This is a genomic window from Mesorhizobium sp. ArgA1, assembly GCF_053714375.1.
This window is the reverse complement of sequence record NZ_JBSKBQ010000001.1, coordinates 986,421-1,006,909: the sequence shown is the minus strand read 5'-3', so window position 1 is coordinate 1,006,909 and position 20,489 is coordinate 986,421. Positions and strand designations below refer to the sequence as shown.

Here is a 20,489-nt window from a genome sequence, read left to right as displayed (position 1 = left end):
CCGCAGACCGCCCCATTCGTGGTTCCTGCAGGGTTTTCGGTCCCGGCCGAAGCCGCGCGAGAAAACGGACCTGTGGCGGATTTCTTGCACTGCAGCATGATTTTGCAGCGCAGCAGCCGATTTTGTGATGGATTTGCCGGTTTATGCGCAAGGAATTTGTTCGCGTCTCGAAAAAATATCAGATCATCTGGCGCCGGGGGTTGCGCGCACCGCACAATTGCCGTATCGAAAATCTGTAACGTTTCAGATTCTGGGAGGAACCGAAATGCGCTATAAACTTTTGACCGCTGCCTTTGCTGCCGCGACGGCCGCGCTGCAGTTTGCTGGCCCGGCAGCCGCGACCGACCTGGAAGTCACCCATTGGTGGACGTCCGGCGGCGAGGCGGCGGCGGTTGCGGAACTCGCCAAGGCGTTCGATGCCACGGGCAATCACTGGGTTGATGGCGCCATCGCCGGGTCCGGTGGTACGGCGCGGCCGATCATGATCAGCCGTATCACCGGCGGCGATCCGATGGGCGCCACCCAGTTCAACCACGGCCGGCAGGCGGAAGAGCTGGTGCAGGCCGGCCTGATGCGCGACCTCACCGATGTCGCGACCAAGGGCAAGTGGACGGAAATCGTGCGGCCGAAGAGCCTGCTCGACAGCTGCACCATCGACGGCAAGATCTACTGCGTGCCGGTCAACATCCACTCCTGGCAGTGGCTGTGGCTGTCGAACGCGGCCTTCGAAAAGGCCGGCGTGCCGGTGCCGAAGAACTGGAATGAATATGTGGCGGCCGCCCCTGCGCTGGAGAAGGCAGGCATCATCCCGCTCGCCGTCGGTGGGCAGCCCTGGCAGGCCTCCGGCGCCTTCGACGTGCTGCTCGCGGCTGTCGGCGGCACCGATACCTTCCTCAAGGTCTACAAGGACAAGGACGCGAAATTCGCCGCCGGGCCCGAGGTCGCCAAGGTGTTCAAGGCCGCGGACGATGCGCGCAAGATGGCGAAGAACACCAATGTGCAGGACTGGAATCAGGCAACCAATCTCGTCATTACCGGCAAGGCCGGTGGCCAGATCATGGGCGACTGGGCACAGGGCGAATTCCAGGTCGCCGGCCAGACCGCCGGCAAGGACTATACCTGCCTTCCGGGCCTCGGGCTGAACGAGGTGATTGCCACCGGCGGCGATGCTTTCTACTTCCCGCTGCTGAAGGACGCCGACAAGTCCAAGGCGCAGGAAGTGCTGGCCGAAACGCTGCTCGATCCCAAGACGCAGGTTGCCTTCAACCTGAAGAAGGGCTCGCTGCCGGTGCGCGGCGACGTCGACCTGCAGGCGGCGAATGACTGCATGAAGAAGGGCCTCGACATCCTGGCCAAGGGCAGCGTCATGCCCTGGACCGACCAGTTGATGTCGCAGGACAGCCAGAAGCAGAAGGAGGATCTCTTCTCCGAATTCTTCGCTAAGCCGGACATGACGGTCGAAGAGGCGCAGAAGCGCTTCGCCGACCTTATCGCTTCGGCCGACTAACGCCTGAGCCAATCCTCCCCGGTCCCGGCCTTGCCACAAGCAGGGCCGGGACCCTCCCGCCCTTACCCACCCGGCTGACGAGATGAGCAAGAGCGAACGCCCCAACCCGCTGTTCCGCAACCTCAATGCGAAGGTCGCCTCGATCCCGATGATCCTCACCGCGTCGGTGGTCTTCGTTGGCGGCACGTTGTGGACGGTGCTCTATTCTTTCACCAATTCGAAGCTGTTGCCGCGGCTGAATTTTGTTGGACTCGATCAGTACTACCGGCTGTGGTCGACACCGCGCTGGCTGATCTCGATCGAGAACCTGTTGATCTACGGCGCGATCTCGCTGGTGTTTTCGCTGGTCATCGGCTTCCTGCTTGCGGCACTGCTCGACCAGAAGATCCGCTTCGAGGACACGTTCCGCACCATCTTCCTCTATCCGTTCGCGCTTTCCTTCATTGTCACCGGTCTGGTCTGGCAGTGGCTGCTCAATCCCGATTTCGGCATCCAGCGTGTGGTGCAGGATCTCGGCTGGACGAGCTTCAGCTTCGACCCGCTCTATAACTCAAGCATCGTCATCTACGGCATATCGATCGCGGCACTGTGGCAAGGCACAGGGCTCATCATGTGCCTGATGCTGGCCGGCCTGCGCGGCATCGACGAGGACATCTGGAAGGCGGCGCGGGTGGACGGGATTCCGATGTGGAAGACCTATCTGTTCATCGTCATCCCGATGATGCGGCCGGTCTTCATCACCACGCTGGTCATCATCGCCTCGGGCATCGTCAAGGTCTACGACCTTGTCGTCGCCCAGACCAGCGGCGGCCCCGGCATCGCCTCCGAAGTGCCGGCAAAATACGTCTACGACTACATGTTCTTCGCCCAGAACCTCGGCCAGGGCTTCGCCGCCTCGACCATGATGCTGCTCTCGGTGGTGATCGTCATCGTTCCGTGGGCCTACCTCGAATTCGGAGGCAGGAAGCGTGGCTGATCCGGCCGTCTCCTTGCCCGCCGGCGCGGGTGCCGCCGAGCGCGAAGCCCTGGGGCCGCGCGGGCCGAAGCCGCGGCATGTCTTGTCGCGCCGCAACATCTTCCTCTATGGCACCCTCATCGTGATGGCGGTCTATTATCTGCTGCCGCTCTACGTGATGGTCGTCACCTCGCTCAAGGGCATGCCCGAGATACGGCTCGGCAATATCTTTGCGCCACCGCTCGAAATCACTTTCGAGCCGTGGGTCAAGGCGTGGGCGACGGCCTGCACCGGCCTCAATTGCGACGGGCTTTCGCGCGGCTTCTGGAATTCGGTGCGCATCACCGTCCCCTCGGTGCTGCTGTCGATCGCGATTGCCTCGGTCAACGGCTATGCGCTCGCCAACTGGCGTTTCAAGGGGGCCGACACATTCTTCGTCATCCTGATCGTCGGCGCCTTCATTCCCTACCAGGTGATGATCTATCCGATCGTCATCATCCTGCGCGAGATCGGCCTCTATGGCAGCCTCAGTGGGCTGGTGATCGTGCATTCGATCTTCGGCATGCCGATCCTGACGCTGCTGTTCCGCAATTATTTTGCCTCGATGCCGGAAGAACTGTTCCGGGCGGCGCGCGTCGACGGCGCCGGATTCTGGGGCATCTTCCTGCGCATCATGGCGCCGATGTCACTGCCGATCTTCGTCGTCGCCATCATCCTGCAGGTGACCGGCATCTGGAACGACTTCCTGTTCGGCGTCGTCTACACCCGCCCCGACACCTATCCGATGACGGTGCAGCTCAACAACATCGTCAATTCGGTGCAAGGCGTGAAGGAGTACAACGTCAACATGGCCGCCACCATCCTGACCGGCCTTGTGCCACTCATCGTCTACTTCATTTCCGGCAAGCTTTTCGTGCGCGGCATCGCCGCCGGCGCGGTGAAAGGGTGATGGCGATGACGGCAGCCAACGGCACAAGCGTTTCGATCCAGGATCTGTCGCTGAATTTCGGCTCTGTATCGGTGCTGCAGACGCTCAACCTCGATGTTGCCGAGGGCGAGTTCATCGTGCTGCTCGGTCCCTCGGGCTGCGGCAAGTCGACCTTGCTCAACTGCATCGCGGGCCTGCTCGACATTTCCGACGGTCGCATCTTCATCAAGGGCAAGAACGTCACCTGGGAAGAGCCCAAGGACCGCGGCATCGGCATGGTGTTCCAATCCTACGCGCTCTATCCGCAGATGACGGTGGAGAAGAACCTGTCCTTCGGCCTGCGCGTTGCCGGCGTGCCCAGGGTAGAGATCGCCAAGCGCATCGCGCGCGCCGCCGAAATCCTCCAGATCGAGCCGCTGCTGCAGCGCAAGCCCGCGGCCCTGTCCGGCGGCCAGCGCCAGCGCGTGGCGATCGGGCGAGCGCTGGTGCGCGATGTCGACGTCTTCCTGTTCGACGAGCCGCTGTCCAATCTCGATGCCAAGCTGCGCTCCGAACTGCGTGTCGAGATCAAGCTCCTGCACCGCAAGCTGCAAAACACCATGATCTATGTCACCCACGACCAGATCGAGGCGATGACACTGGCCGATCGCATCGCCGTCATGCGCGGCGGCGTCATCCAGCAGCTCGACGCCCCGCAGACGATCTACAACCGCCCGGTCAACCGCTTCGTCGCCGGCTTTCTCGGCTCGCCGGCGATGAATTTCCTCGAAGGGGAACTGGAGGCCGGTCCGACGTTCAAGACCGACGGTGTTTCGGTGCCGCTCGAGCGCTATGCCTTTGACGGTAAGCAGCGTCCGACCGGAGCTTGCGTGCTCGGGATTCGGCCTGAACACATCGCCTTCGGTGACGCGGCAAAGTCGATGCCGTTTTCCGCCACCGGTTCGGTCGAGATCGTCGAGCCGATGGGTTCCGACACGCTGGTATGGACCAAGCTCGGCGGCCGCAACCTTTCGTTCCGCGTCGAGGCGGAAAGGACGCTGAATAGCGGCGACCCGGTCCAGTTCGGTTTCGATCCGGCGCGCGCTTCGCTGTTCGATGCCGCCATCGGCAACCGCCTGTAACTTTCGACAATCATCCCAATCACATCCCCCAAGAACGATCCCCCCAAGAACGATCCCCAAGACCCACCACCCAAGAAACGGACAGAGACGATGAACTGGTCATTCCAACTCTACAGCGCCCGCAATTTCCTGCCTTGGGACGGCATCCTGAAAATGCTGGGCAAGGTCGGCTACAAGGAAGTCGAAGGCTTTGGCGGCGTCTATGACGACCCCAAGGCGTTCCGCGCCGAACTCGACAGGAACGGGCTTGCGATGCCGACCGGGCATTTCTCGATCGACGCGCTGGAGAATGATTTCGACGGCGTGCGCAAGACAGCCGATGCGCTTGGCATCACGCTGGTCATCTGTCCCTATCTCGTGGCCGAGCAGCGGCCTGCGGATGCGGCCGGCTGGCGCGGCTTCGGCGAGCGTCTAGCCAAGGTCGGCGAAACGGCGAAGAAGGCCGGTTACGGCTTTGCCTGGCACAACCATGATTTCGAGTTCAAGAAGCTCGCCGACGGCTCGGTGCCACAGGATCATATCCTGTCGGCCGCCCCTGACATCGGGTGGGAGATGGACGTCGCCTGGGTGATCCGTGGCGGCGTCGATCCGTTGCCGTGGATCGAAAAGCACGGCAAGCGCATCAGCGCCGTCCATGTCAAGGATATGGCCAAACCGGGCGAGGGCCTCGACGAGGACGGCTGGGCCGATGTCGGCCACGGCACCATCGACTGGGCCGGCCTCATCAAGACGCTGCGCGCCAAGAGTGCGGCCAAATATTACGTCATGGAACAGGACAACCCCAACGACATCGAGCGCTTCGCCAGCCGCTCGCTCGCGTCCGTCAAGGCTTACTAGGAACAATCATCATGGCAAAGAAACTGGGTATCGGCGTCATCGGCTGCGGCAACATCTCGAAGGCGTATTTCTCGCTGGCGCCGCTGTTTCGCGGCATCGAGATGCGTGCCTGCGCCGACATCAACATGGACGCGGCAAGAGCGCGGGCGAAGGAATTCAAGCTGCGCGCCGAGACCGTCGAGGAACTGCTCAAGGACGACGAGATCGACATCATCGTCAACCTGACCATTCCGGCGGTGCATTACGAGGTGTCGAAGCAGATCCTCGATGCCGGCAAGCACGTTTATTCGGAAAAGCCGTTCGTGCTGTCAGTCAAGGAAGGGCTCGACCTGAAGAGCCGCGCCGAGAAGAAGGGTCTGCGCATCGGCTCGGCCCCCGACACCTTCCTCGGCGGCGCGCACCAGCTGGTGCGCAATCTCATCGACACCGGCGCGCTCGGCAAGATCACCAGCGGCACCTGCCATGTCATGGGCCACGGCATGGAGCACTGGCATCCCAATCCGGACTTTTTCTTCCAGCCGGGCGCCGGGCCGGTGCTCGACATCGGACCCTACTACATCACCAATCTGATCCAATTGATCGGGCCGGTGAAACAGGTCGCGGCCTTTGCGACAACGCCGGCCAAGGAGCGGACTATTTCATCGAAGCCGCGCGCCGGCGAAAAAATCCCGGTCAACACCCCAACCACCATCCACGGCCTATTGGAATTCGAAAACGGTGCGGTGATCACGCTCAACACCAGCTGGGACGTCTGGAGCCATGGCCATGCGCCGATGGAACTCTATGGCGAGGCGGGTACGGTGTATGTGCCGGATCCGAATTTCTTCGGCGGCGACGTGCGCATCACCGAGGCGGCCAAGCCGGTGAAGAAACTGCCGAAATGGAAGCATCCGTTCGGCGTGCCCAACGAAATGCACGGCCAGGGCATGATGGCCAACTACCGCACCGCCGGACTTGCCGACATGGCGCTGGCGATCGCCGAGGGAAGGCCGCATCGCTGCTCGATGGAGCTGGCGCTGCATGCCGTCGACGTCATGACCGGGCTGTTGCGGTCGGGCGAGACCGGCAAGTTCGTCGCCATGCAGACCAGTTGCGAGCGGCCGGCTGCACTCGGCGTCAAGGACGCAAAAGGGCTGTTGGCGAAGAAGAAATGAGGTAGAAGGGTGTCGGCGCGCTCGCGCCGACACCCATTCAATCCAGGATATGTCCCCATGCGCTGGCAGCCGGCTGAAAACCGCTATGAGAAGATGCTCTACAACAGGTGCGGGCGATCCGGCCTGAAGCTACCGGCGATCTCGCTTGGCCTGTGGCACAATTTCGGCAACGACACGCCGCACAAGACCAAGCAGGCGATTGCGCGCAAGGCCTTCGATCTCGGCATCACCCATTTCGACCTGGCCAACAATTACGGTCCGCCGCCCGGCTCGGCCGAGACGGCGTTCGGCGAGATATTGCGCACCGATCTCGCCGGTTATCGCGACGAGCTGATCATCTCGACCAAGGCCGGCTACGAGATGTGGGCCGGTCCTTACGGCGAATGGGGCAGCCGCAAATATGTTCTGGCCAGCCTCGACCAGAGCCTGAAGCGGATGGGGCTCGACTATGTCGACATCTTCTATTCGCACCGCTTCGACCCCGATACGCCGCTGGAAGAAACGATGGGAGCGCTCGACCATGCGGTGCGTTCGGGCAAGGCGCTTTATGCCGGCATCTCGTCCTACAATTCGCAGCGCACGCGCGAGGCGGCCGACATATTGAAGCAGCTCGGCACGCCCTGCATCATCCATCAGCCGAGCTATTCGATGCTCAACCGCTGGGTCGAGGAGGACGGGCTGCTCGATACGCTCGAAGGGCTCGGCGTCGGCTCGATCGTGTTCTCGCCTTTGGCGCAAGGCATGCTGACGGACAAATATCTCGGCGGCATTCCCGAGGGCAGCCGCGCTTCCCAAGGCAAGTCGCTGCGGCCCGCATTCATCAACGACAAGACTATCGCCAACATCCAGGCGTTGAACACGATCGCCGGCAAGCGTGGCCAGACGCTGGCGCAGATGGCGCTGGCCTGGGTGCTGCGCAAGGGCCGGGTTACCTCGGCGCTGATCGGCGCCAGCCGGCCGGAACAGGTGGAGGACTGCGTCGGTGCGCTCAAGGTGCTCGAGTTCAGCGACGCCGAGCTCGCCGAGATCGACACTTACGCGCGCGAATCCGACATCAATCTGTGGGCGGCTTCGGCGGAGCGCAAAGGGCCGCCGAGGAAGTAAGACAGCCGGCAAACGATACGAACGAAAACGGCGGGAGAATCCCGCCGTTTTACATTTTCATGAGACGATGAACCGCTCTCGCCTCAGGGCTTCTTGGCTGTGCCGAGACCAGCCTTGGGCGCAGCCGCGGCGGCCGGAGCCGGGGTCTTCATCTTCTCCTCGATCCAGCCGGTGTAGTTGGCCAGCCGCGTATAGATGCCATAGGCGTTCTTGTGGCCGCAGGCGGCGGTGCCGTCGGACGGACCTTCACCCCAGCTGACAACGCCGACCTGCACCGGACCGTCGGCGCCGGTCATGAACAGCGGCCCGCCGCTGTCGCCGTTGCAGGCGTCGCGTTCGCCGCTGTCAGTGCCGGCGCAGATCATGTTCTTGGTCAGCGGATCGGACATATCGGCGGCAATCGCATTGGCGGCGGCATCGATGCCCTTTTCCGAATAGCGCATGCGGTGTGAGAGATCGCTGAGCGCCGCCTTGAGGTCATGCGCGTAGATCGACTTGATGCCGCTGTTGCAGGCAGCACTGGGCTCGAGATCGAGATCGGCGACCATCAGCGCGGTCGGGAAGGCGCCATCCTGCATCTTGCCCCAGCCGATGACCGTGGTCTTGCCACTGTCGGGTGTCGGCTCATTGGTGATCTTGATAACCGGCGCATCAGCGGGCTCCGCCAGCCGGAGCAGCCCGAGATCATTGTCCAGCCTCTGTTCGCTATAGCCCTCGTTGACGATGACCTCGACCACCTTGTAGCGCTTGCCTTCGGTGAGGTCGGTGGCGCCGGTCAGCACCGTCACCGTGTCGGGCGATATCGGCCGGCCCTTGTCGTTGAGGCAGTGGGCCGCCGTCAGCACCCATTGCGGTGCAATCAGGCTGCCGCCGCAAAATTGCGCATTCGGCTGCGAGGCCGGGCTGGGGTCCAGCCGGGCGGTGGTCAGCAGCGCCACCTGGAAGGGATAGGCGCCCTTGTCGGCTTCCTTGCCGCCATAGACGCGGTCGGCACCGTCGGGGTTCTCGGCCCTGGCCTTGTCCCTGGCTTCGGCAACGCGTTGCATCGGCGAGACCGCCGCTTCCGGCCTGACGGCGGCGTCGGCCGCCTGCAGCGCGTTGACGGCGGGAAAAGCGGCCGTGATGCCCAACAGCGATGCAGCGGCGAGCGGCCTGAACCGATGGAAAATGTTCACCTTGAAACCTCCTGAGATGAAAATTGCCGAGCCGTGCCGCAACCACGCACAATCGGCCGAAGCGGAACCGGCACGCCGACCGCAGCCCGCGCCAGATTGGACGGCGCGTAAACGGTCATAAAACCGAAATACCACTTTTGCTAATCGTGCCGTATCGGGCCAAGCCCACCAAACCCTATAGCCCCCCACGGGCTACGTGGAAGTGATTTGTCATTGCCAATGTTGAATTATTTTAGGCAGTATATCGACGCGGGTGCGTTTGGCGGAGGGCTTTAACGAGGCCGCCCGGAACGATGATCCGATACGGGCGGGTAACCAAACTGATTTTTTAACACCACCACGATCTCGACAATATTTCTGTATTTTGATCCACTCCTTGCTGACTTTTGGGAGAGTCTCACCATGACGAAACTGACAAGCACTATCATTGCGTCCGCATTGCTATCCACCGCACTGTGGGCGATGCCTGCCTTCGCCGCCGATCCGGGTTCCGCGAATGCCGGCAACGGCGAAAGCATGCGCGATCTTGGCACGGGCGACTACCAGCCGGGCCGGGCGAAGCCGATCGCGCCGCCGAAACTGACCGAAGACGAAGCCAGCCGGGCAGCGCCGCTGACCGACGAGGGGTCGGCGGTCAAATCCTATGGCATCGTCGGGCGTTCCGCCGATGGCAAGGACATCAAGATCGATGCCGACGAGACGCTGAAGGACCTTGTCATCAAGGAACTGAATGCGCCTGCCAACGCACCGGCCGCCGACAAGACCGGGCTGACGGGCGGCGACGAAGCCGGCCGCCAGGTATTCGGGGCCGACGACCGCGAGCAGATCAAGAACACCAAGACCTACCCGTTCACCGCGATCGGGTATATCGAAGGCAAAGCCAAGAGCGGCTATGGCAGCTGTTCGGGGACCTTGATCGGTCCGCGCACGGTGCTCACCGCCGCGCATTGCCTCTACAGCAACGAAGACAAGGCCTGGCTCGACGACGTCATTTTCGTGCCGTCGCTCAACGGCAACACGGCCGACGATGCACCGTTTGGCGCTTTCAGCTATGAGAGCGTCTATATCCTGCAGGGCTTCATCGACAATTATCAGGGTTACTACGGCTCGGTCATTCCGTGGGACCTCGGCATTATCACGCTGAAGCAGGATGTCGGCACAAATCTCGGCTGGCTGGGTTATGCCAACTATGAGAATCTCGGCGATTTCACCGCCAATATCGTCGGGTATCCCGGCGACAAGCCGATGGGCACGATGTGGAAGGCGACCTGCGAAGTGCACGCCGAAAATATCGGCGCGGAGTATTTCCAGTACGACTGCGATACCTATCCGGGGTCGAGCGGCAGCTCGGTCTACGCCTATGACAATGGCGCCAAGCAGCGGGTTGTCACCGGCGTCAACGTGGCCGAAAGCCCGAATGCCAACACGGCCGTGCGCCTGAACGCCGCCAATGTGGAGTGGATCAACAGCCTGTACAAATAAAGCCACCTGATCTTTTCGCCGGCAAACAGCGACGAAGACTGGCAATGCCAGACCGGCGGCGGGACGTTCCCGCCGCCGGTTTTTTGTATCGAAATCACTCCCTTGCACAGTTTTACGGTGGCGCTTACGCTAGGCGATCCAAGGGGTTGGGAACGATGGCGCGGGCAGGGGTGATCTTCGGGGTCAAAGCAATTGCGGCTGCATCCATGCTGGCCGCGCTGACATGGTTTCCGGCGGCGGCCGATCAAGGTCGCGCCTCACCTGGCGCCTGGGCCGAGCGGGTGCAAATCCTCTACCAGAGCCAGACGCGCTCGGTGCTGCGCAAGAACGTCCGGGTCTGGGATTTCCATCCGGAACTCGGTCTCGACTTCGTCTGGGAGCCGGCCGCCGGCCAGTCTCCGGACCGGACGGTTGCCGCCGACGGCATCGTCAACGGCAAGGGCAGGCTGGTCTGGCGGGTACGCGGCTCTGCGAGCTATGACCCCAAGACCATCTATTCCAGCTATTTCGGCGAGATCAGGAATGGCCGGCCCGATGGGCAGGGCCGGCTGGAACTGCGTTCAGGCGAGATACTCGACGGGCATTGGGTCGCCGGCCAGCTCGACGGCCACGCCATCCACGTCGACGCCGACGGCAATCGCTATGAGGGGGAATTTAGCGCCGGCGTGCCGAATGGTAGCGGCCGGCTGGAGACGAAAACGGGCGAAATATTCGTCGGCCCGTTTGCCGATGGGCTGAAGAACGGCAAGGGGCGCACCCGGCTGCCGGGCGGTACCGTCTACTGGTCGCAATGGGCGATGGGCAAGGAGATGGGTGGCGCGCGCCCTGATGTGCTGGCCGATGCCAGGGTGGGCGGGCTGCTCAAGGCGCAGACCGGCAGCGGGGCCGCGGACAAGGTTGAGATCGGCATTGCCGTCGACCAGCGCATGACGCAGCAGGCCGACATGCAGTACCAGCACCTGGTGCGCGACGAGGACATCGCGATCTATCCGGTGTCAGACCAATACAATGACGCCTGGAACGGCACCGGACAGCTCGGCCCCGGCAATGTCTATGACGGCATGGACTGGGAGACGGCGTCGGCCTTCGCCGAAGTCGACCTCAAGACCACCGATCAGACCCGGGTCAAACTCGACAGCCTGGAAATGAAGGTTGCCTCCAGCGAAGCCTACCGCAAGCCGATGCTGTCGATCAGCGAGCATTATGGCTGCGTCGGGTTCCGCCCCGACTTCTCGATCGTCAACAATGGCTGGGGCGACGTCAAAGACATGACGATGTCGATCCAGTTCACCAGGACCGACGAGGAAGACAACGCGACCGGCGAGCCGAGCCGCATGTTTACAAAAGACATCGGCACTTTCGGCGACGGCGTCGATGTGTCGGTCAAGAATGTGCTGGCCGAGGCCGGCGTCGACACGACCACACTCGAGACCGAGCGCTTTACGTGCCCATCGAGGGACGCGCTCGACGTCTGCCGCGCCCAGGTCGCCAACAAGGTCAAATTCGGCGACGTCGCCGATTACATCAGCGGCAGTGTCGAGAAGATGAGCGTGACCGGGATCGGCAAGCTCGATTATTCCTGGGCCGACGATCAGGGCGCTGTTTACCAGCAGAGCGAGCCGTTTCGCGTCGTCGTCTCGCTGGTCAGCATCGAGGTTCCCGAATCGCTCGCCGAATGCGGCGATGGCGGCGGTGCCTCGCCCGAAGCCCTACGCTACCAGAACATCGAATTTCCGATCGGCAAGACCGATTACAGCATCGCCATGCCGGTGCGCGGCAACAAGAACCTCAGCGCCTACACGGCGCGGCTGAAGATGTGGTCGTCTATGTCGTCCGTCCATCGCTTCAGCATCGCCGCCCATTTCGCCGACGGCAGCACACGCGAGAGCAAGCCGGCGACCTTCTTCTATTTCCGGCCGAAGCAGTCCCTGTTCGAGACCAGGACCAAGCCGGCGGTGTGCTATCTGCCGGAAGATCTGCAGGGGTGTTGATCCGCCGCTCCCCGGAATTGCTCTATTTCGAGCCCATCTCGAAATAGTTGGGCAGCGGGATCAGCCTAGCAAAGATCGTGCCCTGACTGAACACCCTGAGTTCCAGCATGGATCCGGACGATCGCTCGGCCTTCTGGTCGAACAGGAAATTGCCGAGCGAATAGATCTCCGCCACATCGCCGCCGGCGAGCGGAAGGATTGCTTCGCTCGACACATGCGGGTGCCCACCGACGATGGCTGACACGCCGCGCAGCCGCATCTGGTCGGCCAGCATCTCTTCGCGCGGCGATGGCTCCGTCTTGTATTCGCGCCCCCAATGGACAAAGGCAATCACCGGCCGCTCGGCATTGTCATGCAGTAGCCTGTCGAGCAAGACAGGCGCCAAAAGGTCGGTGTTCCTGGAGCCATTGGTGTCGATGTCGGTCAGCCCGACAAGGTCGAGGTCGGCTAGCGCCAGCGTCTCGCTCTGGCCGAAATGGGCGATACCGGCCCCATCGAGCGCGCTCAGCGTCTCGGCGTAACCTGACAGGCCGAGGTCGTAGGCATGGTTGTTGGCAAGACTGACGGCGGCGACATGCAATTTCCTGAGCATGCCGATGGCGAGATCGGCGGGCATGGCCAGCGTCATATCGTCGATTGCTTCTGGAACGTTGGGCAGGATGACGCCTTCGAGGTTGACGATCAGCGGCCGGGAGCGGGTCAAAGCAAGCACGCTGTCGACGATCTTCTCGGCAACGCCGTCGCGGACCAGGATCTTCTTCATGGCGCGGCCGAAATTCACATCGCCGGCGAAATAATAGAGCTTGTCGTCGGGCCGGATCGGGTTGTTGAAACCGGGGCCGAAGGCCGCGAACAGTGCCACGACGTAGCTGGTGGTTCGCTCGACATAGTCGCTCGAATGCGCCTGCGAATTCTCGTTGGCGACGACCAGCGGCGCAGCACCAAACAGTTCGCGCTGCAGCCTGGTCTGAATGTAGAGCGCACCGACGGAATCGGCGTGATCCGGCTGGTGCAGCGCCGCGATGCCGTCGAGCGAACCGGCAGCGAGCATGTTCAGCGTCTGCTGATCGAAACGCCTTGCGTCATGCTGCGGCAGATAGTGCGAGAAGTCGGTGGATTCGACGATCAGCGTTTCCTTGTCGACGATCACCTTCAGGGCCTCAGCCAACCGGTCCCAGTCGTCACGTCTGGCCTTGACCGACATTGCCACCGGCACAATTTCAGCTTCGGGAAAATAATGATGCAGGAAGGGCAGCATGGCCTGCACGCCATGCTCCTTGGCGAACAGGCAGGAGTCTTCGACCATGTCGCTGTTCTTCTCCAGAAGCCGCACGGCTGCCGCGTCGGCCAAGACCGGGCCAAGCACCGTCCCGAAGCCGCGCGTCGTGGTGGCGAAGAGTTTTTGCGTCTTGTGAAAATGGTCCGGCGACAGGATGACGATGCGCTTGTAGTGGAAGCCGGATGCGGCGTGGAAACCGAGCGCGACGAGATCGGCGACCAGCAGATGGTGCGGCACGGTGATGCCGGTCAGCCGCTGGTTGGAGGGCTCGATTTTGGCGACGGCTGTGATGGCGTCGGTGAAGAGGGCGGGGTTGTCATAGAAGGGTGGGAAGTCTGCGTTGCCTGGCGGGCAGGGGATGGGGGCGGCGAGGGCGGGGAGCGTTAAGATGAAGGTGAACAATGCTGCTGCGACTGACAGCCAAGTTCGAGCCCAGAGGGGGGTGCCTGGGCGCCGACGGTTCACTCTCACGGCTCAGCCAAAACAATGTTTTCGACACCGCCGACATAATAGAACGGCTTCTGCTTGGAAGCGGTCAGCCGCAGCACTTCGCGCGAGATATAGTCGGCGAGGCCGAACAGCGTCACGCCGCCATCCGATGTCTTGGCCCGGCCGCGTAGGCCTTCGAGGATCGAATAGGTGAAGACGCCATGGCCGAGCTCGGGCAGTTCGGCGGCGGTGTTGTTGGCGGCGGTGGCCGAGAACACGACGATGCGGGCGTCCTGCGCGTCCTTTTCCAGGCGCGGGTTGAAGGCGTTGGCGGCATGGCAGGTGTCGAGCAGCATGAAACGCATGCCCTTGGCGCGCTCGACAGATTTCTGGATGTCGCCCCAGTCGACCAGCGAGGAGCGCTTCCAGCGGTCGGCGTCCTGTTTGCGGCCATCGGTCGGGATGAAATAATAGTCCTCGTCGATGTTGATGCCGTGGCCGGCGACGAAGATGATGGTGGTATCGTTCTCGCCGGGCTTGTCGAGGAAGTCGGCGAGCTGGTCGTCGATCGTGTCGGAGTCCGGTTCCAGGATGCTGTCGGCGCTGGCGACCTTGAAGACGTCCTTGCCGGAATCGGGCGCCTCATCCAGCGCTTCGCGGTTCACCAGCACCAGCGTTTCCATCGACGAGAACAAGGGTGCCGATTTCTGCGAGATCACCTTGAGGAACTCCGTCGCGTCGTCGACGGGGTAGCGCAGATCGCAGGCGCGGCCGGCGCAGGCATCGGTCAGGAAAGGATATTTATCGACGCCGATCACGGCGACATAAAGCTTGCCCTTGTTGGCTTGCTTCTCGGATTTCCTGGCCAGGGCTGTGACGCTGCGCTCGGTCAGGTAGCCGAATTCGTTGGTGCCGGTGATGCGGATGGTGTTTTCGCCATTCTCGACCGGCACTTCGACGATGGTGCTCTTGCCGCCATCGACCGAGCGTGCGCTGACATCGCCGACATTGCGGCTGTTCGACAGGATCGAAAAGCCGGAGACATCGGCGCCGGCTTCCTGCGCGCCAGTAATCTCGACGGCGACATAGCCTTCGCGGACATTGCTTTGGTCGGCGGCAAGCTTGATGCCGAATTCCGGCGGCTTGCGCTCAAGCAGCTTTTCCAGCTCGCGGTCGACGCCCGGGCGCATCTCCTGCACCGCCTGTTCGGCGCTGCGCAGGATGATGGCGCGGCGCACCATTTCCGGACTCCAGAGATATTTCTTCAGCTGACCGGCGCTGATGAAGCGCCCCTCATGATCGCGGCCCTGATTGACCTGCCAGCCGATCAACTTGTCGCCGTCGGCGGAGGAATAATAGTAACCCTGCGGCATCCAGACGATCCATTCCGAGCCGGCAAAGAACATCGACACGATCAGTTTGTGCGTCTTCAAATTCCACAGCCGCAAGGTCTGGTCGGCGCTGCCGGTGACCAGCAGTCCTTCCGTCCCGGAGGCGGCAATAGCGTTGATTTCGCCGGTGTGGCCGGTGAATTCGCCTGACACCTCGGCGGTCGCGGTTTTGTACTCCAGCAGCGTCCCGTCACTGCCGCCGGTGATCAGGCCAAGGCCGTTGCCGATCAGTGTATAGGCGGAATGGACGAAACCATTGGTGGCGGCATTCTCGATGCTGTGCACCACCTTGCCGCTGTTCGATATTTCCAGCACGGCATTCTCCAGGCCGTCCTTACCGCCGGGAACAGCGCGAAGCGACCACCGACTGTCGGCCAGCACGGCGCGGGCAAAGGCGCTCTGTTGCGCCAAGGGCTCCGGACCCTCGAAGAACCGGTTGGCCGTCGGCAGTGCCAGCGTCTTGTCCAGCGTTCCCTGGAGTTCAGGACAGGACACGCGTTCGGGGCAGGGGTTGGCGTTGCCCCAGGCGACGGAATTACTCGCCGCGTCGAAGCCGACCGCCGTCACCGGTTCGCCAACCCCTTGCAGCAGCCCCTTGCGCTCGCCCGTCGCGGGGTTCCAGACCTGGATGGCATTGCGGCTGCCGCCGGCGGTCGCCACCAGCGAACCGCCGGCATTGCTGGCGCTGGCAAAGACCGTGCCGTCATGGCCGCTATAGTCGAGCACCTGCTCACCGCTGTCGGTATTCCAGACCACCGTGCGGTGCTTGTCGGCGCAGCGATAGCTGCAGGATGCGACAAGCCGCGAACCCGCAGCGAAGCTCAGCGCGCCGATCTGGAAGTCCTGCTTTGGCATGGCGCGGACGAACTTGCCGTCGCTGGCCTGCCAGAGCTGGACGTCGCCATCCTTGCTGCCGGTGGCGAAGAGGTTCCCGTCCAGCGAGACAGCAAGTGCGGCGACGCTGACGTCCCGCAGCGGTTCGGCCTCGGCGGGCAACGGAATTTCCTCCGACTTTGCGACGTCCCAGAGCCTTATGCCATTGTCGGTCGTCGTCGCTGCCAGCCGGGTTCCCGCGGCGGCAAAGCTAAGCTTTTCGACACGCCAGGAATCGGCATCGAGTTTTTCGGCCAGCATCCAGCCCGAGGCGGATTTGTCATCCACCCGCCAGAGATAAACGAAGCCATCGCCACCGCCGGCGGCCAGCATGTTACCGTCCGGCGAGAAGGCGACATCATAGACTGCGTAGTCGGCGCCCTTGAGCACGGCCTTGATCTTGCCGGTGGCGAAATCGAACAGCCTGATATCGCCATAAGGCGGCTTGTCGCCGATGCCGGCGCCGAAATAGCCGCCGGCCGCGATGGTCTTGCCATCCGGCGACACGGCGATCGCAAAGATCTTGCCGTCATTGCCGTTGCCGAGATAACCGCGAATGGTGCGCAGCGTGACGACGCTCTGCCAGTCCCAGATGCGGATGGTCTTGTCGTCAGACGCCGAGACCAGTTCCTGACCGTCCGGCGTGAAGGCAAGGTCGGAAACCCTGGCGCTGTGACCGCCGGTGTTGAGATCGAGATGGAAATCGAGGTCTTCGGCATACGCGGTCGACGCCAGCGCCACAAGACCGAGCAGGATCAGCCACCGGAAAGCACGCAAGGGGAGAGAGCTGCCCGGCATCTTGTGCGCCGCTATTTGGATTCAGTGGGCGGCGGCGAGCCGTGGCGCACATAGTTCTCGATCGCCCGGGCATAATTCGCGGAACCGGTCCTGCGTTCCTTTTCTATGTAGCCGGCAAAGTAGCTCCAGAATGACACGGCATAGTCGCGGAAATAGGCATCGGCGACATCGCGCGAACAGAGCTTGCCGTCGACGCAGATGGAGAGCCGGTTGAGAAAATAGACGATGCGGTCGAAATTGTCGTTGAAATCGGCGACAGACATAGTCCCGCCGCCGGCCGTCATCGCCTCGATGCCGATGCGTTGCCGAAACACCTGCTCCTCGGTCGGCGATGGCGTGGCGCTGAGCAGATTGTCGTATTTGGCGTTGAGCGCCGCCAGCCGCTCCTTGAGCGCGCGTTGCGCCTGCTGAAAATCCCTGCTTTCCCAGAGCTCGACCAGCGACATGGTCTGCTCGACGCGCTTCTGTTCCTGGTTTGCCAGAAACTGAAGGACCGAGAAGCCGAGGGTGAAGATGATCGCCAGGCGCACGGCGAGGCCCGACCAGGCGTAGGCGAGCATGCGCCAGTCGCGATCGGTGAAGGGGTTCGATTCCTTCTTGATCTCGTGACTGCTCGGCCACGGAAAGCCTTCGGTGGTCTCGGGCAAGCTCTCCGGCTTCTTGGCCGGTGCCGGTGCTGGAACCGGCAGCGATGCGGCCGGCGATTTTTGTGTTGCAGTGCCCCCCGGCTTTTTCATCCGCAGCTGTCCAGTTGGATGGTGGCGGAGGGATCGAGCACGATGCCGGGCGCCTCCAGCTTCTTTTTCAGACAATCGAGCTGCGTGCGCGAAATCATGAACTGTACGTCCGGCTCGGCAGCCGCCTTGTTCGGTGACGGCAAGGGCTCGACTACGCCGCGCGAGGCGCAACTGGAGAGATCGACGACGACGGCCGTGCCGCCGGTCTTGGCGATCTGGTCGTACTGGTCGAGAAAGCAGTTGGCGAGCTCGGAATTGGTGACGATCTGCTTGGCACACAGGCCGCAGTTTTCGTCCGCCGAGGCACTGGCAACCAGCAACAGGCCGGCTGCAAGGCCGGCAGTCGCTGCACGCCAGGAAAGCACGAGGATAGTCACTGAAGTCCCCATCTGTTGCGTCCCGCAGCACATCGAGGCGCCGCGAGCCGGGAAATGTTTCACCATATCATGCCGGTAGCGCAAGAGCCGACAAAGCATGTTCAGGCGCGCGGCACCGTTTCCATCGGGAAGACCATCACCGCGCCCTTCGGACCGCTCTTGTCGGCAAGCCGCATCACCGAGCGCGTCGCCGGCGCCATGCCGATGTCGGCCAGCATGTCGGAGAAGCCGGGTGTTCCCGATGCTGCCCGCGTCACGGCGCGGACGCCTTCCTGGGCGAGAAAGCTCAGATCCTCTTTTTCGCTCTGCGGCGGCGCCTCGGTCAGCACGGCAATCATGCGCTCCATGCCGAAGCTGGTGTCGGTGAAGGCGAGCAGACCTTCCTTCAGGCCCTGGTCGGCCTGCTGGTTGATTGGCGCCAGCCGTTCGGAGACGATGTGGGTGATCGAGTAGTCGCTGCCGATATAGAGCACGTTGATGTCGACAAACTCGTCGGACTCGTTCCTGGCAGCAATATGCACCTGATCGCCCGGCGACACGCGCGGCACGGTCGAGGGTTCGATCGGCTCCGTCGCATCTCTGTCCTGGCGCTTGATCAGAAACTGGACGCTGACCTCGTCCGGCCGGTAGTCGGAAGCGGCGGCGAGCCGCGACAGGCCCGTGGCGCGGAAGATGGTTGTCAGGTTCTTGGCCGTATTTTCGGCGAGCTTGTCGCGACCATCCTGATGGATGACGATGCGCGGCGGCTTGCTGCCGTCCTTCAGGCTGATGTCGCCGGACGCCGGCAGGAACCACAGCGCCGGTTCGTCGGTGGCGTCGGCGGCAGCGCCGGCAATGGATCTTTCGCGCAACACGGCGAGCCGCAGATCGGCGCTCTTGCCGGGCTCGACCAACGCGATGTGGAAGCCGGAATTCGGCTTCGCCGCCAGTTCATCGAGAACCGAATTGACCAGTTCGGTCTCCTTTTCGAGGCCCGGGGTTCGCGCCGGCTTTGCCACCAGCAGCTTGTAGTCGACGGCGAGTTCGGCGACGCGCGCATACGCGCCGGCAGGCACGGCCGTCGGCGCAAGCGCCGGCTTGCCGTCGAATTCGACCGGCTTGAGGTTGCTCTCCAGGTTCCTTGCCGATTGTACTTCGAGGTAGCCCACCGCGTCGGAGAGCTTCGACAGCGCCGAAGGCAGAATGGCGAGCTTGCTGCCGGGGGTGAGGCCTTGCAGCAGACCGGCGCCGATCGCTACGTCGCCGTCCTTGACGGCAATCGGCCATTGCATGACCGCGTCGGTCTTGTCGGTGCCGAACACGCGGGCGTCGAGCTCGCCCTCGAACAAAGGCGTCGGCCTTGTGCGGCCGTCGGCCGAATATTGCTGCAGCACGGCCTGACCGAGCTGGCGATAGGTGACGTTGGGGTTCTCGGCCAGCTTCGACAGCATGGTGAAGGTGAACAGGCCGAAGCGCGGCGCGTCGGGCGTGCCCTTGGGCAGCGGCATTTCGGGCGTCGTCTCGATCGTCTGCGCGGCATAGAAAGCAACCAGCTTGCCCCTGGCGATCGGCTCGGCGCCGGTCGGCGTCAGGTTGAAGGCCGGCTTGCGCGCGCCATTCTCGTCGAAACCGCGCGATGCGCTTGCCGAAATGTCGTCATAGGCCTTCACGGCCGCTGCTCTCGCCGCATCATCACCGCCGACGAGATCGGCGAACTCGACCTTGCGCTCCAGTTCGTCATCGACTTCCGCGGCGCGCGTTGCGGTGCCGGAATGGCAGCAGTCGAACACGACCCATACAAAGGCGCCCTTGTCGCGTATGGCGTCGAGCGCCGCGCCGACCTCATTGTCGACGAGTGCGTTGGGCACGCCCTTTTCGCGGTCGACCCATTTTTCAATGTTGTTCGGCAGAAAGATCTCGTCGAGGCCGTCGGTCTCGTCGCCGCCCTTGGCCTGCGGCTGCTGGGCGCCATGACCGGACAGATGCAGATAGACGAAATCGTCGCGCTGGACCTTGGCGGCGAGATCGGCAAGGGCTGCCTTGATCGCCGCATGGGTCGGCGGGCCATTGGCGCCTTCGACTTCCGTGGCAAGCAAGGTAACGTTCTCGGGAGCAAATTTTACCGGCTCCGGCGTGTTCTTCAGGAGATAGTCGCGGACCAGACCGGCGTCGTTCTTCGGCCCGATCAGCCAGTTCTTCTGCGGCAGGTTGGGATAATCGGTGCAGGCGACCAGCAGCGCATGGTAGGTGCGCGAGGCGGCGCGAACTTGAAACGGCACCATGCCGGCAGCAGCCAGCGCCGACGTGCCGACGAGCAGCGTGCGTCGTGTCAATCTGATCATGATTGCTTCCCCAAGCCCGATCGAATTTGC

The 20,489-nt window shown here is 62.8% G+C and carries 15 protein-coding genes; 9 read left to right on the top strand and 6 right to left on the bottom strand.

Translation table 11 applies throughout. The features are described from left to right. Positions 1-265: 265 nt before the first annotated feature. The 7 genes from ACWGTI_RS04870 (at position 266) to mgrA (ending at position 7,606) form a co-directional block, all read left to right on the top strand. Positions 266-1,507, top strand: coding sequence for an ABC transporter substrate-binding protein (locus ACWGTI_RS04870; protein ID WP_454586053.1), 1,242 nt, complete (start codon positions 266-268; stop codon positions 1,505-1,507). An 82-nt stretch (positions 1,508-1,589) separates the two neighbouring features. Next, complete coding sequence (locus ACWGTI_RS04865; RefSeq protein ID WP_454586052.1) at positions 1,590-2,483, top strand: carbohydrate ABC transporter permease; 894 nt, start codon at positions 1,590-1,592, stop codon at positions 2,481-2,483. Beyond that, positions 2,476-3,411: a carbohydrate ABC transporter permease gene (locus ACWGTI_RS04860; protein WP_454586051.1), complete on the top strand. Its 936-nt coding sequence runs from the start codon at positions 2,476-2,478 to the stop codon at positions 3,409-3,411. The genes ACWGTI_RS04865 and ACWGTI_RS04860 overlap by 8 nt, the downstream gene beginning before the upstream one ends. A gap of 5 nt (positions 3,412-3,416) precedes the next feature. Next, the gene (locus ACWGTI_RS04855) at positions 3,417-4,511 is read left to right on the top strand and encodes an ABC transporter ATP-binding protein (RefSeq protein WP_454586050.1); all 1,095 of its coding nucleotides are present in this window, start codon (positions 3,417-3,419) and stop codon (positions 4,509-4,511) included. Positions 4,512-4,601: 90 nt separating this feature from the next. Continuing rightward, complete coding sequence (locus ACWGTI_RS04850) at positions 4,602-5,348, top strand: sugar phosphate isomerase/epimerase family protein (protein ID WP_454586049.1); 747 nt, start codon at positions 4,602-4,604, stop codon at positions 5,346-5,348. A gap of 11 nt (positions 5,349-5,359) precedes the next feature. Next, positions 5,360-6,502, top strand: coding sequence for a Gfo/Idh/MocA family protein (locus ACWGTI_RS04845; RefSeq protein ID WP_454586048.1), 1,143 nt, complete (start codon positions 5,360-5,362; stop codon positions 6,500-6,502). A 57-nt stretch (positions 6,503-6,559) separates the two neighbouring features. Further along, on the top strand, positions 6,560-7,606 hold the full coding sequence (gene mgrA, locus ACWGTI_RS04840; protein ID WP_454586047.1) for an L-glyceraldehyde 3-phosphate reductase: 1,047 nt from the start codon (positions 6,560-6,562) through the stop codon (positions 7,604-7,606). A gap of 83 nt (positions 7,607-7,689) precedes the next feature. On the opposite strand, the gene ACWGTI_RS04835 is transcribed toward mgrA, so the two are convergent. Beyond that, the gene (locus ACWGTI_RS04835; protein ID WP_454586046.1) at positions 7,690-8,781 is read right to left on the bottom strand and encodes a S1 family serine peptidase; all 1,092 of its coding nucleotides are present in this window, start codon (positions 8,779-8,781) and stop codon (positions 7,690-7,692) included. A 402-nt stretch (positions 8,782-9,183) separates the two neighbouring features. Between ACWGTI_RS04835 and ACWGTI_RS04830 the strand changes: the two genes are divergently transcribed. Together ACWGTI_RS04830 and ACWGTI_RS04825 are read left to right on the top strand one after the other, a co-directional pair. After that, positions 9,184-10,263, top strand: coding sequence for a trypsin-like serine peptidase (locus ACWGTI_RS04830; protein ID WP_454586045.1), 1,080 nt, complete (start codon positions 9,184-9,186; stop codon positions 10,261-10,263). 155 nt (positions 10,264-10,418) lie between these two features. Next, positions 10,419-12,254 (top strand): MORN repeat-containing protein, encoded by a 1,836-nt coding sequence (locus ACWGTI_RS04825; protein WP_454586044.1) that lies wholly within the window; start codon positions 10,419-10,421, stop codon positions 12,252-12,254. A 22-nt stretch (positions 12,255-12,276) separates the two neighbouring features. On the opposite strand, the gene amrB is transcribed toward ACWGTI_RS04825, so the two are convergent. The 5 genes from amrB to ACWGTI_RS04800 all read right to left on the bottom strand — a co-directional run bounded on the left by amrB (position 12,277) and on the right by ACWGTI_RS04800 (position 20,459). Continuing rightward, on the bottom strand, positions 12,277-13,935 hold the full coding sequence (gene amrB / locus ACWGTI_RS04820) for an AmmeMemoRadiSam system protein B (RefSeq protein WP_454586043.1): 1,659 nt from the start codon (positions 13,933-13,935) through the stop codon (positions 12,277-12,279). 65 nt (positions 13,936-14,000) lie between these two features. Beyond that, on the bottom strand, positions 14,001-17,024 hold the full coding sequence (locus tag ACWGTI_RS04815) for a caspase family protein (RefSeq protein ID WP_454586042.1): 3,024 nt from the start codon (positions 17,022-17,024) through the stop codon (positions 14,001-14,003). Between the two features lie 11 nt (positions 17,025-17,035). Next, a complete protein-coding gene (locus tag ACWGTI_RS04810) occupies positions 17,036-17,761 on the bottom strand; it encodes a DUF4760 domain-containing protein (RefSeq protein ID WP_454586041.1) in 726 nt (241 codons plus the stop codon). Further along, on the bottom strand, positions 17,758-18,138 hold the full coding sequence (locus ACWGTI_RS04805) for a hypothetical protein (RefSeq protein WP_454586040.1): 381 nt from the start codon (positions 18,136-18,138) through the stop codon (positions 17,758-17,760). The genes ACWGTI_RS04810 and ACWGTI_RS04805 overlap by 4 nt, the downstream gene beginning before the upstream one ends. A 101-nt stretch (positions 18,139-18,239) precedes the next feature. Next, positions 18,240-20,459 (bottom strand): caspase family protein, encoded by a 2,220-nt coding sequence (locus ACWGTI_RS04800; RefSeq protein WP_454586039.1) that lies wholly within the window; start codon positions 20,457-20,459, stop codon positions 18,240-18,242. Between the last annotated feature and the right edge of the window lie 30 nt (positions 20,460-20,489).